This is a genomic window from Ruegeria sp. CF8 (assembly GCF_056537285.1).
Genome location: NZ_JBQFRG010000017.1, coordinates 26,344 through 41,302 on the forward strand (window position 1 = coordinate 26,344; position 14,959 = coordinate 41,302).

At 52.4% G+C, this 14,959-nt stretch carries 14 protein-coding genes and 1 tRNA gene; 3 read left to right on the forward strand and 12 right to left on the reverse strand.

Annotated elements, in window-relative coordinates; all coding sequences use genetic code 11:
- Positions 1-2: 2 nt before the first annotated feature.
- The 12 genes from ACR0EV_RS23675 to ACR0EV_RS23730 all read right to left on the reverse strand — a co-directional run bounded on the left by ACR0EV_RS23675 (position 3) and on the right by ACR0EV_RS23730 (position 11,921).
- Positions 3-500: a hypothetical protein gene (locus ACR0EV_RS23675; RefSeq protein ID WP_480802357.1), complete on the reverse strand. Its 498-nt coding sequence runs from the start codon at positions 498-500 to the stop codon at positions 3-5.
- Complete coding sequence (locus ACR0EV_RS23680; RefSeq protein WP_480802358.1) at positions 493-915, reverse strand: hypothetical protein; 423 nt, start codon at positions 913-915, stop codon at positions 493-495. The genes ACR0EV_RS23675 and ACR0EV_RS23680 overlap by 8 nt, the downstream gene beginning before the upstream one ends.
- A 17-nt stretch (positions 916-932) precedes the next feature.
- Positions 933-1,026 (reverse strand) — tRNA-OTHER (locus tag ACR0EV_RS23685).
- Positions 1,027-1,417: 391 nt separating this feature from the next.
- The gene (locus ACR0EV_RS23690; RefSeq protein WP_480802359.1) at positions 1,418-1,933 is read right to left on the reverse strand and encodes a hypothetical protein; all 516 of its coding nucleotides are present in this window, start codon (positions 1,931-1,933) and stop codon (positions 1,418-1,420) included.
- A gap of 760 nt (positions 1,934-2,693) precedes the next feature.
- On the reverse strand, positions 2,694-4,385 hold the full coding sequence (locus tag ACR0EV_RS23695) for a hypothetical protein (RefSeq protein WP_480802360.1): 1,692 nt from the start codon (positions 4,383-4,385) through the stop codon (positions 2,694-2,696).
- A 487-nt stretch (positions 4,386-4,872) separates the two neighbouring features.
- A complete protein-coding gene (locus ACR0EV_RS23700) occupies positions 4,873-5,127 on the reverse strand; it encodes a hypothetical protein (protein ID WP_480802361.1) in 255 nt (84 codons plus the stop codon).
- 392 nt (positions 5,128-5,519) lie between these two features.
- Positions 5,520-5,813, reverse strand: coding sequence for a DUF5983 family protein (locus ACR0EV_RS23705; RefSeq protein WP_480802362.1), 294 nt, complete (start codon positions 5,811-5,813; stop codon positions 5,520-5,522).
- Between the two features lie 25 nt (positions 5,814-5,838).
- The gene (locus tag ACR0EV_RS23710; protein ID WP_480802363.1) at positions 5,839-6,324 is read right to left on the reverse strand and encodes a hypothetical protein; all 486 of its coding nucleotides are present in this window, start codon (positions 6,322-6,324) and stop codon (positions 5,839-5,841) included.
- 336 nt (positions 6,325-6,660) lie between these two features.
- A complete protein-coding gene (locus ACR0EV_RS23715; protein ID WP_480802364.1) occupies positions 6,661-7,320 on the reverse strand; it encodes a hypothetical protein in 660 nt (219 codons plus the stop codon).
- A 651-nt stretch (positions 7,321-7,971) separates the two neighbouring features.
- A complete protein-coding gene (locus ACR0EV_RS23720; RefSeq protein WP_480802365.1) occupies positions 7,972-9,084 on the reverse strand; it encodes a hypothetical protein in 1,113 nt (370 codons plus the stop codon).
- Between the two features lie 682 nt (positions 9,085-9,766).
- On the reverse strand, positions 9,767-10,804 hold the full coding sequence (locus tag ACR0EV_RS23725; RefSeq protein WP_480802366.1) for a hypothetical protein: 1,038 nt from the start codon (positions 10,802-10,804) through the stop codon (positions 9,767-9,769).
- Positions 10,805-11,144: 340 nt separating this feature from the next.
- The gene (locus tag ACR0EV_RS23730) at positions 11,145-11,921 is read right to left on the reverse strand and encodes a hypothetical protein (RefSeq protein WP_480802367.1); all 777 of its coding nucleotides are present in this window, start codon (positions 11,919-11,921) and stop codon (positions 11,145-11,147) included.
- A gap of 109 nt (positions 11,922-12,030) precedes the next feature.
- On the opposite strand from ACR0EV_RS23730, the gene ACR0EV_RS23735 reads away from it, so the two are divergent.
- From ACR0EV_RS23735 to ACR0EV_RS23745, 3 genes are all read left to right on the forward strand, one after another.
- Entirely contained in the window at positions 12,031-13,047 is a 1,017-nt protein-coding gene (locus ACR0EV_RS23735) for a hypothetical protein (protein ID WP_480802368.1), read from the forward strand.
- Positions 13,048-13,268: 221 nt separating this feature from the next.
- Positions 13,269-13,514 carry a helix-turn-helix domain-containing protein gene (locus ACR0EV_RS23740; protein WP_480802369.1) on the forward strand — a complete coding sequence of 82 codons (246 nt, stop codon included), beginning with the start codon at positions 13,269-13,271 and terminating at the stop codon, positions 13,512-13,514.
- Complete coding sequence (locus ACR0EV_RS23745; protein WP_480802370.1) at positions 13,514-14,806, forward strand: type II toxin-antitoxin system HipA family toxin; 1,293 nt, start codon at positions 13,514-13,516, stop codon at positions 14,804-14,806. Before ACR0EV_RS23740 ends, ACR0EV_RS23745 begins: the two co-directional genes overlap by 1 nt.
- The last annotated feature ends 153 nt before the right edge of the window (positions 14,807-14,959 follow it).

Below are 14,959 nucleotides of genomic sequence, written 5' to 3' on the forward strand. Positions count from 1 at the left end.
GGCTACCAACCTTTCGCCACACACGCAGGACATCGGTGACCCGAAGCACCCCAGGCAATTTGGCCGATATAGCCACAGCTTCGGCATTGAAGCGCATCTCGCTTAGCGCGAGTATTCAAACGCACCGTGGGAAAGGTCTCCATTCGCTCAGTGGCCACCTCATGCGCATGCCAACAGCACAGGTTTACATGCCAGGCAGCGATGACCTGAACTGTGGATGCGTTACCGCACCGCTCACAGGACATCTCTGCTTCCTGCATAGCTTGCTGCAACCGCAGTTGAATGAACGTGTCTTCCTGCGTCCCATCCATGTAGATCCGAAGCGACCCGAATTTCTGCTTGATCTGGCCGACCGAGGGATAGCTTTCCTCATGCCGGTCGCAGTGCTTCTTGATCGCTTCAAAGCACTCAGTGACAATCCGAACCCAGCCCAGATTGTCTTTTCCCAGATGCTTCTCAACGGAGCCGCGGATGTCATCGTAGTCGAAGGTGTCACTCATCCGCCGGATTCCCGGTTCTAGGGGGTTCGGATGCTTGCTCTGAAGCGATTTCCTCCAGCGCAGCAATAAGACGATGCAGGCTTTTTTCTGTCTCTGCCGCCACCGTCAATTTCAGAGCGGAGAAGTGTTCGTCCGGTAAGTCGAACAGGCATTCAGCGACGTTTCGATGCCTGATACTTTCATGGTCGAATTCGTGCAAAGGGAATACCAATCGCAGAATGGCATCTGGAGGAAGAAGGCGCTTATCTTCCTTTCCAACGTCTGAGTACATCCGACCTGTAGCGCCATGGAACAGAAGCGTTTCTTTCAGCTCACCAGTCTCGATGCGCGTTTTAACTTCCGATAGAAGCTCGTCGTTGGCGTAGAGCTTCAGGCGTCTTTTAAGGTCTTCATTTGTATTGGGGTTCTGTGACATGGAATGCCTCCAAAGGATGGTAGGAGGCGTCGGAATCGAACCGACTCGTGCACTCTTATCTGGAGCTATCACAGGGGTATAAGCCCCGCCCGCATACCAATGCTGCCTCCCACGTATTTCGCGTGGGGTATCGACTTAAGCCGATATTCGTTGGCAGCGGATGCGTGTGTTGGTCATGGAGCGAAGCTGCACCTGCTGGGGGCATCGTGTCAACATGAAGCGTGCAAAACGATGTGATTCACCGCGTAGTTCCGGGAACTTTCTATCATGGGTTGTGAGAGGCGCTGCCTTCCGACCGTATCAGGCACGTGTATTTCCCCACTTAAGGTGAGAATCGGCAGGTGATTCTGGTTTCACAAAGAGCGCCAGAACGTCCAGTTTCTTAGTCGGCGCGAACTGATTTGAAGTTTCCGTGTCTTCTTTGAGACAGCGGGAGACCAGCTCTTAAGTCACTCCACATGAGGCGATGAGTTTCGTGAGCGGCGTGGAACCCGCCCGGATCTTACCAGCCTTTTTTCACGCAGCAGGGGCATCTCCACCTGTCATCGGAACGGTCTATATGTCCAACGTAGCCACAGACCGAACAGGTAAGGTGCTCGGGGGCGTCCGTTCGGCGGAAATAGCGGCGTTTGTGCTCATTGAACCGCCTGGCCGCTTCTTCATGCGCGCACCAACAGCATAACGTCATGATCCAGCTCCCTAAATTCTGAGGGCGTGCCACGTTCCCGCATCTCTCGCAGCTTTGGTTTGCCTTATTGATAGTAGCTGTGACCCAGTTATGGATGCGTTCATCCTCGGAAGCCTTGCTGAAGTAGATCCGAAGTTCGCCAAACTTCTCCTTGATCTGGAGTACCTTTGGGTACTCGATCCCAAGCTCGTCACTGCGTGCTTTGATCTGCTCAAAGAGCTCGGTCACGATCCCCGACCAGCCCAGTGGGGTCTCACCCAATTCGAGCTCAACGCTTTTCTGAATGTTGTCGTAGTCGACCACATTGATGGTGGCTTCAGCTTCAGACATTACGCGCCCTCCTGGAATTCCGCCGGTAGGAGGGTCAGCTCCGATTGGGTTCCGGCAGCACTTTGGCGGGACAACGATCTTTGCTTGGGGCATCAACTGCAAGTTGTAGTATCTATTACTACAGGAAAGTCGCGTGCCTTTGTGCTGGATTTGCAACTGCTGTCAGTTGTGTTTCGAATTTCTCGAATGGCGACAAAAATATAGGTGTTGGTGGTCGCGCCGTTGTTGGACCCAGAGAACCTTCTGAGCAGTTACCTAGAAGGAGTAACTGTCAACTGAGGGCAAGGGGAGGGGGGACATTCAAGTGTATCGAAGCATCAGTATGTCGACAAATCGATGTGACCCCCGCCGGCTCTTTGCACACTCGGTAAGCAGTTGTGCCAGGACCGACATCTGAAGCCCGCTCTAATAGATTGCGGTCAACTATGGGGTACTGGTGGAAACCAAATCTTTTGTGCTCTACCCATTACTCCTCCCAAAAGAAAACAAATTCTGGAGATGAGTAACCAATTTCTTGATTGTAAAAGTAACCAGAATGTTGAGCGTGGTAACCAATTCGCACTCCAATGGGGTTTCGAATGCTGAGCGCCCGAGCGGTCGCTGTCCAATACATGACAGTAGGTTTCATAAAGACCGACAGACTAAAGGATTGCAGGTGACCACATAGCTTAGGGTCCATCAAGTTTAGGTGGGTTGGCTTGCTCGAAAGTGTCAATCTCATACCGTTTGCTTTAGCGCGATACAGGTCTTCTAGTATGTGTCACGCCAAGGGAGGTGACCGCCCCTTTGAGTTTCCATTCAATCTGATTTGGACAGTGGTCCTTCCTATAAGCTTGCTTGTTTGGATAGATGTATTGAGTCCCAAACCACTATGATCAGAATCCGAACGAGTTGGCTTAAGTTGCCTGCCAGTATTGGGATTCGGAACGCTATAAGGGTTTGATGTTTTAGGTTTGTGAGTCCGTTTTTTGGGCCGCCGGATAACAATTGCACGTCTGGACCAGTTTCTGACTCGCGGTGATTTGTTGCCGGTATGTTGTTTAGAACCACCCTCTATAAGAGTCCCAATATCTATGGCCAGGGGAGGGCTATTGGGGCGCTCCCGCTGGGGATACTCTGATGCACCATCGTGATACAGTTCAACTAAGGGAGGGCTCTCTGCGGTAACCTGGCTCGTCTTGGCTAGGCCCGCCTTAACTTCATTTGCAAACTCAACAGCTTTAGACGCGATCTTCGCACCCGTTTCAACAACCCTGCGATACTTCTGAGCCGTGGTGGTGGAAACGCCCGCAGAACCAGCGAGTGTACGAACCGAGATCTTCTCTCCTGCGGCTTTGAGTTGGTCATAAGCCGTCTTGACCTTTTCGAGCGCTTTCTGGGCGCGTCTGTCGTGCGTATAGCCCGCTCCAATCCTCTGTCGATCCTGGCGGTCCATGCCAAACTCGAGAAGGTCTGAGCAGGCGCCCCTGTTGCGGTCGCAATAGTCGCTGCCCTCATATTTGTACCATGTCCACTCGGCGATGGACTTGGTAATCTGTGAAATCTCTTTGGACGACAGCGCGCTGGGGAAGTTCATCCCATCGTGTGTTTCCTGAACGATGTCGGACACAACAATATGGAATTGTTCGTAACTTACACATCGAGCCTTGGCTGCGTAGCATTTGTGCCGGGCGAGTTCGAACACATCAAGGTTGCGTTCTCCGGTAATGCCGGACTTTCGACCGGCGCGGCGCGCCATTCTTTTTTTGTACCGGGCAATGTTCTTTGCCTTTTTCTCTTCTTCCTCCAGGTCCGAGATGCCAAGCATTTCCGCCCAATCACGCAAGCTATGGCGATGATTGGTAAAGAAATGAACATCCCAGACATGGGCCGCTGGGTTTTTGAATGTGACGCCCTGACGTCGGTCAACAGGAATGCTGTGGCTTTCGAGGACGTCGTAGAATTGGTCCAAAACGACATCCATGAAGAACTTCTGTTTCTGGTCACCTTCGTTGATTGGGAACTGCAGAGGGTAGACGAGATGCGCGCGGGTACGCCGGCTTTCTTCCCCTCTCGATACCAATCGGGTGCAGGCGAAAGCTGGCATCGGAATCTCTCCATCCAGGATGAGGTCCGTTAGTTTCTGCCAGACATCATCCTCCCATCGATCATCGATGTCGATCACGATCACACGCCGCTTACGGCGCTCTGCGAAGTCGACATTGAGGCTCATGTATTTGTGGTGCTCACACTGCCAGTGCGGTTCTTTGCGAACAGATACACGCCCGATAGTATCCTTGTTGACGCCCAGGTACATGATCCGAGGTGTGCCAAAAGCCACGATGGTTTCAATGGCCCGCTGGCGCGCCGACTTGCCCTGGTACGGCTCAAGCGCCGGATACACAGGTGGCTCAGAGCCGGCATCGTCCTGAAGTGGTATGGGAAGGAGGTTTTCGTTGCTTAAGGCTGCCACATCCGCCGTGCCGTTTCTCGGCCGGTCACAAGGTCAGGTCGCCTGACAGCTGCGTCGGGTGAGGCCGGAACTGGCGCAAAAACGGATGGGATGTGATCGTACGTGCCTTTGATCTTGGACGTCATTCTTCTGCTCTCTCGTTTTTGTATCCTCTCATACCAGTGCGCGGCCGAGCGAAATGGCAGATCGGTCAAGCCCTTTTGTGGGCTGTTACAAATTGAACTAGGCAGGTGAAAAGCGTGCCGCAAGTTTAGAATGCGTGAACGTTTACAAGTTTTTAACGATTTTTAAGCTCAGGTTAAGGCGTGGGTTCGTTTCACTGGTGACGCCTTGAACTCCGCGTGCTGAGGGGCATTTCAGAAGAGCGATGATATGGTGCTGTACTGTGACTGTATTGAGGCGTTCAATCGATCTAGCTCTCATGATTGAACGTGCTTGCGCGGCCAACAAATAGCCCCGGGTTTTGCGACCCGGGGTTTTTAGTCATTCATCGCACTCTTGTTCGAATACGTCCACTCGAATAAACTTCGATATGGCCGAGTGCAGAGTCAAAACGCGCACCTGGAATTTTTGTTCCTGACAATATACAGGTTACCGCAAAACGAATTTGATCTATATTGAATTCTCCATGTTCTGGGATGTCATTTCCAGTATCTCGGTGAACATTACGCACCCATTCTTCCAATTCAATGTTGTCTTCAATCGTGAATTCACAATCCAAACAGTAGTTTCCAAGTTTCATGATTGGCTCCTTTCCTCAATGTGTGATGGTACTTAGTTACATGGTTTGTCGGAGTTTTTTTCGAAAGCAAGCCGGTGTGCACACGAAACTTGGAAAATAGGAAAAAGCGTTGATTATGGCAATTAGGGAGTGATTTCAAAGCTATTCTTTGGGCAAAGGGATAAAATAAATTTCTAGAAGAATAGATTAGAAACATTGCCCTCAAGGTAAGAATAGTTTGAGAGAATATTTGACTGATAATCCATATGACTGCGATTGAAATGCAACGCAGCGGATAAAATCCTTGGCTTGAGATTGGGACATTACAAGCCAAGAAAATTTTTCAATACTCGAATCGACTTTTTCTTCGAATCAAGTTTCGTCAACATGTTACTCAGCAAGCGTTTTAGCTTCTAAGTAGTGTCCCAGTCATATATGGGCAATTCTGGGATTTCGTACTGAATTTCCGCATCACTGTCATACATGATGAACTTCAGGTTCCAGTTCCACGCGAGTTTGAGCGCGGCGCGGAACCCGGGGCAGGGGCATTTCGAAAGCTCAGCTTGGATATTCCCGCCTTGATCGCGTGACGGGATGTAAAATAAGAAACTGTACTTACCTTGAAGGTAGACATCCCTGTAGAATTCGCCGCGATTGATCTGCTCAACGGTTTGGAGAGGCAGATGGTTTGTGGAGAGATCCAACATGAAGAAAGCTCTGACTGGACCGACCTCAAGAATTGCCATGACCGTTCCTTTCCTGCTCTAGGTTGAACGACGGGGTAAATGGGCCGAGTCTAGAGCCGTATTCAACAAACAGCGCTGTTTCGGAAATCCTGACTCTGGCGTCGGGCAGGCCGTCACGCAAAATTTCAGCTACAGAATTTACACAACCAGAATGTCCATCTTCAGTGGCCCAGGCTCCTGTTACCTCAATCTCCTGAGACTTAAGGTGCCGACACAGAAACTCGGCAGCGCGTTCCTGACGCTGGAATACGCGCGGCAAACACTCACTGCCAAAGCTTTCCCACTCATCAAAGGGTGGCTCTCCCATATCACAACCCCACAAACGCATAGCCAATACGGAGTCTAATGCCCCAGTTCGATGGGCTACAGTCAGCGCATTATTGAACCCCGTGTAGATGGCGTCCTCAAATTCTTCCGTGATCTCGTCGGAAAGGAACCCATCGATGACAATAAGTTGTCCTACATGGTTCAAAAGCCGGTTCCGGATTTTCTCTCGGCATCTGCGAGCAGCATATCCAGCGGTATAGTCGCCGCTCCCGAATAGGCTGCCTGGGTGCACAAGGACGAGCGTCTTGAGTAAGTTTTGGTTTCTCTTGGTGACTATATGATTTTGGTCGCAGTGGACATGAGTTTGCATCAGTCTTTACTTTCCTTTTGGCACACCTCTCCCGTCGCCGAAATTGCAGACGGCGCTTGAGAAAAGTGTTGAGGTTTTGGGGTAAGGGAGCGTTGTTCTACTGGCCCGAGCTGAACCGCTAATTAGATGGAACTGACTAGGCTCAACGCAGACGGTTTATGCCCCTTAAGATTAGTTTGTAATTTCCAACACTGTGACATCCATGGTTGCGGCTCGTACGATATCAGCGTGAGCCGCGGGAGGAACGCGAACAGCTTTGAAATCGGGTTGATTGACAAAACAGTGATCTCGTTGCGCATCCACCAACCGCCAACCGTCAGTCACGCGGCGTAGTTTTACACGGGTCGTGATACTCGCGCCTGCTTTTCTGGCGTAGCTGTTGGAAGCTTGCTTGCCTCCAGGCCGGTATTCCACCTCCGCGCCAACCCGGTTCTTCTTCGACACTTGCTTTTCGTCCAAAAGGATTTCTGTTCCTCGAGCGAGCGAAAGAACATCATGTTCGGAGAGAGTGTAAGTGATGGCGTTTCCGTTGACAGCATCAAGGTGCTCAGCAAGTGGGTGAAGCAAAGCTCGTTCGAGATGCTCGCGCTCTTCTGTCAATTGTTCGAGCTTCGTCTCAAGCTCCGTTGCGCGGCGGTCTGCGGTGCAAAAGGATCGAGATGCTGTCTCACCGTTGGTCGAAATTGGGGATGTTTCTGGTTCGGAGCTTACTGCGGATTTACCGATCTCTGAGAGTAGCTTTGTCTTAAGTTCCAATAGCTCTTGGATTTGGCTGTTGAGTGCGGAGACAGCGTTTTCGACAGGCTTGGTAGTGACTTTGATATGGTTCATATCTGTTCCTTTTTTTTGCGCCAAACCAGAGGCGCAGGTGATTGCTTTTCACGGTGTCGGATCGTGCGATCTGACGCCACTTGTCCTCCGCATAGCCGCTCAGGAATCCTCGTGGCAAGTAGAAAAACTTAGACATAACAACGTGTTAAATCGGATATTGTTGAGGGGAGGGTGGGCGCAAAAAATTGCCCTTAGAATTCCCGAGGATCAACGTAGGTGAGCCAAACACTCAAAACAGGTCAAATCCTTCATCAAGGGTGTTGACTGCTCGTTGCGTTCATCTATCGGCTTGCCGAAGATCAAAATTTCGGGGAAAATTTCGGCAAAAAACTGCCGATCCGAGGGGTGATTGGGCAGAGACTAGCTCTGCGCCTGCCAAAAAGACCTTGTCTTTCAACTCACCTTTTCATGGGGGCGTTGTTACGACGTGGAAGATGTCGTTCTTGCAAACAGACCGTATTAACCGGCATCACTGTTTGGTTGCCGCATGGCCTTGAACATCCAGTGTCCAGGGCGGCAGAAGCAGCTAATAGGTCGGTAGGGTCGGGGCCATCAAGGAAAGTTGGTGCCAAAGCGCGTGTTCTGGCACCACATGTCGCTCGCTTCAGTTCACTGTGACCAACTCACCATCATTGTGAGTGCACAAAAGCATCACACTTGTCTGAGTTCCGTCGCAGCGCACCATCCCGGCCTTGCCCCGTCGGTGATCGCCGCCACCTCTTTCATCATTGGACTGGGAACGCGGTCCACGATCCAGGACGGTTCTTCATGAACGTATTTAGGTCCAACGTATCTGTCGTGAAAAATAGCATTTCGAACACGACGGAAATCACTCCCGAGAAGAGGTATTGCCAGTTTCACTCCATGCATTTCATCCAGGAGAGAGTGACGTTCAGACAGCCCCGACACCAATGAATTCCAAGCCTCGAGAGACAGTTTGGCGATAGAAAAGCGCTCCCTTTCATCCAAGTTTAGAAGGTCCACGCCAATATCGCTAAATGGTCCTATCGGTTTCTTAAGATACCCTGCTAAGAAGCCGGGCACTCCGTCCACTTGGCCTTTCATAAAGAGGCAGGGCGCAAAGTTTGGGCCCGCAAGATCCGCGCATTGCATTTCCAGATCGGCCCGTGCATCGACAAAAATGCTCTTGGATATGTCTTTACTGCACTGTCGCATATCGCGCGCGAGCCGAACCAGGCCAGCTGCGCGTGCAATGTCGTGCTTAGATCGCAGCGGGTCTCGTTCAGAAGCATCCAAAACAACATAGCTGTCGTAGTAACCCCCGATGTGGACGGTAACAGGATAGTCTCCCACCCCTCGTCTATCGATCCTCGGCAAGACTCTTAGGATACCGCTACTTATTCCGTATTCCTGATCGATTTCGGGGAATGGGACAGTCATGCAGTCGGGAAGATCTGCAGCCCATGAGATGATAACGGGAGGTATTCTTGTCTCTTGACTGCGATCAACCTGTGGGCGGTGAGATCGCAGCTCTTTGGCGTCGAGATCCAGCGTCCAGCTCTCACTTATGAGAAGTTCCCAAGCATTGGCGGGCTTCAAAAAAGCAAGATCTGGATCGCGATCCGACCCAGTTCTGTACGTGACATGTTGTGTAAACAGTAACTTATCGACCTGTTTGAGCTCTTCGAATGCCAGATCGTTGAGGCATGTATGAACTGATATGGACGAAGTTTTACTCTGCTTTCGTGCAAGGCGTTTCAGGTCCCGCGTTAACTTTGCGGTCGGCGTAAAAGACAATGACATCGGATCCTACTCCAAGGGAGATCAGGGTCGGGCTCCTGACCTCCAGGACAGCGAGGTCAATAAGAGTTTCGAGTATTGCCGTTCCAGCCTGGCCTTCGACATGCCCGACAGCGGGGTCGGGGCAGGAACGACGCCCCTAATCGTACGATGCCATAACCTGCTTTGCATTTGAACACATTATCGACGATTCAGCCTTTGACGGCATGGAGGCCTAAGCGATCATTTAAGTAGTGCTAGAGGAGAGGCACCTGCCACCTGTTTCGCTGGATTTGATGCTTGAGCCTTTGTTGGACGAAGCCGGGATTTGTTGGCAAAGCTCTCTGGAAACTGTGACATGTCTACTTGCTTGCTACATCAACTGAAACCGCTTGGAGTCACAAACGAAACTCAAATTCTGTCTCAAACAAATGTTTGCTTACAGGTATCCTTCTCGTTTTCATCGGCGACGCCAATGTGTCTCTCCCTGTTTTCATGGGGCACTACAGTGCCGGTTTCGCAAAGGTATCGATTTCGGGGAATAGAAGGGACGGCGACAGTTGCGCTTCTTTCCGTCACGTCTGTGCCGCCCCATGTCGAGACCAAATCGTCAGGACTGCCATGCGGTCCGTTCGAAAGCCAGTATCCAGTCATGCGTCTGATAGGACAAGAAAACCGAGCTCCGTCTAGTGTCAGGTAACCCGCGTTAAAACGAGTCCTTGAATTCAGATCCGCGCCAATGCGGGCGACGCCAGGTCATCACCCCGTTGCGTCCCCTGAAAAGGTTACCGTTTACGAAATGCCTTGCCCTCTTCGGGTCACTCCGTTCTACACCCGGATCAAAGCCTACATAAGCGTTTGCGATTTTCCTCTGATCACTGACATTCATCGAAATGACGCGCAACCGATCTTGGTGAACATGCTTTGGCAGGTTGGGTGACTTTACGCGCGCAGAACGTTCGGGGCGGTCGACAGTGCCGAGAACCGGCTCACTCATGGGAAGTTTGCCCGCAGCCAGAACAGACAGCATCGCTGCGATATTGGTCAGCTCGCCCGCACAATTGTTTTGGGCTTCCTTTTCGATTTGGCTGCGGCTTTTGCCAATCTCGACCAGGTCTGCGATGTAGAGTTCGTCTTCCCTGGTATGACGGATTTCAGGGTGTACCATTTGCGCGGTGCAATAGCTCCACCATGCAATGTGGGTTACGTCACGTTCCGTCAGGTTCCGACCAAAAACGCCACTCGTGCTCTGCCATTTCGACCCATTGTAATGCGAGACAGCGGATTTCTCGCCGTTTCGAACCCGGGCGGCAAATTCATCAATAGTGGGATAGTTAGCCTCGTGAGAAACGCTGATCGTCGAAAACCCTGGAGTCGCATTGAGCCGCATAAACTCCAAAAAGGCCTGCTCCTGCAGTTTGGTCCGTGTGAAGCCAGCACGTTTGCTTTCTTTGAGCATTCTCTTGGCTTGCCGGGTTGAGTCCCCCTTGGGATCAGTAAATGACCAAACCGGCCGGAAAGTAGCTCTGCCTTGCCCTTGAATATCGACAAGAATGCCGGACAAGGAGGGCACGCTTTCTTCGGACGCAAGCGGTCGAATGAGCGTGTTGCGCACTGGGTTAAGTGCTTTAGCCCTAATCTCCCCATCAGCTTCAAGCCAGAATTTTCGTGGCGGACCGGAAAGGACTGTGTATAAAACGCGATGTAGTTCGCCCGGGGCGTCAATCTTGAGACCGCCCGCCATCAAAAGCGCACTGGGATTGAAGGCGAAGAGCTCGGCTTTGTCCAGAATGGTTTCGGCGAGTTTCGACTTGAACTCGACGAAGCCGCGGGGAAAAGCCTTTCGATCAGCCGAAGACAGTCCGTCTCTGATCAGGCGCATTTTGTCTGCCAGGTACATTGATACCTCTATACTGTTTAGAATGGTGAGAGAATTTGGGAACGCGTTTTCGTCGATTTCTCCGGTGGATTGGTCTGTCGCATCAATTGAAGCGACAAATTGCCAGACCGTTCGGCTACTCTGCAGAGCCAGGCGACAATTTGGCCGCGTGGCACCCGAACGAAATCACGCGTGGGCGGACTTTCTACGTTGCATCGGCGAGTTCGCCATTCATCTCGTCGAGCTTTTCGTAGATATGCGGCGCCGCAAGTCCGAATAGATATCCCTCTTTCCTTTCAAGCGGTGGAACAAGGGGGCGTTTGCTGGAAAGTTCCATGTTCCTGAGAACAAATTCATGGCTTGAAAGCAGCTCGATGTGGCAAGTGGCCGTCTCGCCACCCTGATAGCGGAGGTCGACGACGAACTTGTTACCATCGATTGAGACTTCCCGGACCTCCCACAAATCGTCGATATCAGGATCGTCGGAAAAAACGGATTCCTCCGGTCTTCCGGACGTATCTGACAAGACCTGACGCAGGCTGGTCCAATTCTTCGAGAGGTCCCAACACCGATTGACGGCCAAAGACACGGCCATCAGCTCGGCGGGCATTAGGTTTGCAATGGCATTGAGGTCAACGTTTTGGGTGTCACTGATACCGTAGCTCTCCGCGATGCTCGCGGCCAAACGATGGATTTCACCTGCCACCAAGTCTTCTTCAAAAAACGGCGTTGGTATTGCCGTATTCAGGATCATCATCCATTGGCGTTCTGTTAGCAGGGGAAAGTGTGCGGTTGTCGCGTGCAAAGCGGTTTTCAGGAAGCGACTGACTTTCCACCCATCGCTGAGCCATGTTGTGCCATCATAGACGTCGGTGGCGACGGCAGGTTCCTCCGGTTCGGTGCTGAGATCAAAGAGCCGGATGGCCTCAGGATCCACTACGAGCTCGACGGGCACGTTCTTTAGGTAGTCGAAGTTTCTCATTTTTATCTTTCATTTTTCATCGCGATGAGCGTTCGCGAATTATTGCTGCTCGATTGCGCACTTCTGGTGTGGCGATGAGCCCCGAACGAGGCGACATCTCACTACAAGTTTGCGGTCGATTGACTTTGATGTATATCGTCCGCAAATTGCAATCAAGAAAAAAGTCTTTCATCCGCAAAAAATGGCTGCTAGCGTCCCAAAGTTCTTTCAAAAGATTGTGCATGGAGGTTCCGCCTTCTTTTTCTTCTTTCTTCCAACGCAGTCTCCTGACTGGGAGTCGCCGGAGTTCACCAATTTTTGCCAGGCTTGCTTTGCTGTTCGCCGGTTCAAACCAACTTTGACCATCGGCCAAATGCGGACCGCGCTGACTGTCGCTGCGTCGACACGGGCCATGGGGTTTCGCGAGGTGGCCGAAGCCGCTGAAATCGAATACGGGCAGGCCACGCACCAAATTGCGCAATTGGCAGATGGCAAGGGGTCCGATCCAGGCCTGAACTTGCTTGTGCGACAGAGGGAGGAGGGGCGTCGTTCGAGCTTTGTGGTGCCCTCACGGACCGGTAAAGCCATCGCGTGTCGTTATGTGCTATCCGCGGAAAGGGACCGCGCTTTGACGTTGGATGCTGACGAGCGAGCAGAACTGTTGGCTGAGCATCTGAAGCAATCGATTCTGCCAGCGCTTCACGAGATTACTACACGCTCGCAGGGATTGTCTTTGGGATCTTTTTGCGTGCTGCTGTATGTGACCCTGAAGCAGTTCGAGATTGGCTTCGAAGGTCAACCCTTGCGGGAGATTTCCTCGTCGATTGGCATTTCCAATGTCCCGAGGCACATTTCCTTCCTCTCGGATGGCACCCCAAAAAGAAAGGGTCTTGGACTGATTGACCTGGCCCAGAATCCTGAAGATCGACGCCTGACGCTTCCGAAGCCATCAGAAGCTGGAATTGAGCTGATGGCGGCAATTTCCTCCCGGTTGTTGCACCGGCCCGCTGCGGAGCTTCGAAGGCCAAAACCCGAAGCAATTGAAGCATTGGAGTCACCGGACGATGTCGTGAAGCTGAAGAAAGGTGATTACGACTACTTTGACCCGGACACGCTTGAGAGATCGCATGATAAAAAGTCAAAATAGTCACAGTCGCACCGTGCACAGCTTGTTGAGCGGTTGTCGAATGGAATAGACAAGCCATTCAAGTATCTACGATATCCTGCAATGAGGGCCGAAACAGGCCCGCGCGGCGGGGCAGCAAGCTTGAGCGCATCCAGTGTATTGCGCTGTAGCGTAAAAGACTAATTTTTACGTTGAAACGTAAATTGCTATGATTTACGCTGCGCCGTAAAAGGAGCCACATCATGAATCTCACGGCGCGAACGGCTGAGCAGATCGGCCAGGCACTTCGCCGGACGCGCAAGGCGCGCGGCTGGACCCAAAGCGATATCAGCGCACGCACGAATTTGCGTGTCGCGACGATTTCGTCGCTCGAGAATGGCGACGCGGGAACCAAGCTCGCCACGGTGCTCGCCGTCATGGCTGCGCTTGGGCTTGAGTTTCGTTTGGTGGAGCGCGGTGGCTCGCTTGAGATCGAGGATATCTTCTGATGGCCAAACACGGGCGTAGCGGCCTGATGCAGGTGCTCCTGAACGGACGGTTGGTGGGGATTTTGCGTCTTGCTGGATCGGGGGCGATCAGCTTTGCCTACGATCAGGACTGGCTGTCGTGGGAGCACGCCATGCCCATCTCGTTGTCACTGCCTTTGCGTGAAGAAGCGCATCAAGGCGGCCCTGTCATTGCCTATCTGGAAAATCTGCTTCCGGACAATCAGGCAATACGTGAGCGCGTTGCCGCTCGGGTACGCGCAGGCGGCACGGACGCGTGGCACATGCTGGAGAAGATCGGGCGTGACTGCGTGGGGGCGTTACAATTCGTTTCGGGCGAGATGCCCGAGGCTGGTGCGCTCGAGGGAGAGCCCGTATCTGAGGCGCAGATTGCTGACATGCTGCGCAACCTTGCGAGCGCCCCCCTTGGCTTGGACGCAGACGACGACTTCCGCATTTCCATAGCAGGGGCGCAGGAGAAAACGGCGCTACTGCGCTACGATGGCGCGTGGATCCGCCCGTCCGGGCTCACCCCTACAACCCATATCCTCAAAACCCAGCTTGGTGTTCTGCCCGCAGGGATCGATTTATCCGACAGTGTCGAGAACGAGTATTTCTGCATGAGCTTTTGTCGCGTCATGGGAATGGAGGTGGCGGAGGTCGAGATTGCCGACTTCGAGGACGTGCGAAGCCTTGTTGTGACACGGTTTGATCGGCGTTGGGCCAAGGATGGTCGATTGATCCGCCTCCCGCAGGAAGACTTTTGCCAAGCGCTCTCAGTCCCGCCTAGCCAGAAATACCAAATGGACGGTGGGCCGGGGATCACAGAAGGCGTCGGGTTGCTAGCGGGTAGTGATGACCCCGAGGCAGATCAGCGCGCGTTCTTTCGCACACAGGTGTTGTTTTGGCTCTTGGGAGCGACAGACGGGCACGCCAAGAATTTCAGCATTGCATTGCGTCCGGGCGGATTCCGCATGACCCCGCTCTATGATGTGCTGAGCGCCCAGAAAGCCGTAGATGACGGTCAAATTCGCCAAAATCGGATGCGTCTTGCGATGGCGATCGACGGACACTACCGGATCAACGAAGTGGTGCCGCGTCATTTCCTACAGGCTGCGAAAGCGGCAGGTTTTGGTGTGGTGTTGGCGGATGAGGTCTTGGCGGGCATCGCCTCTGAGATTGAGCCCGCCTTGGAGAGGACACTAGCAGATTTGCCGGATAAGTTCCCAATGCCATTGGCGGAAGCCATTGCTGCTGGCGTACGATGTCGGACAGCTGCCTTTCATGCGGTATGATCAGCAGATCATGTTTTCTCTTTTAACATAATTTCGCTTCTGCGTTTTTGATTGTTTGAGCAGGCACATTCTAAACTGCGTTGCGACAATTCCCCTATCTTGCTGAAAAGCAAGGAGAACGGAAAATGGCACACACGGAATTAGATCTGCACG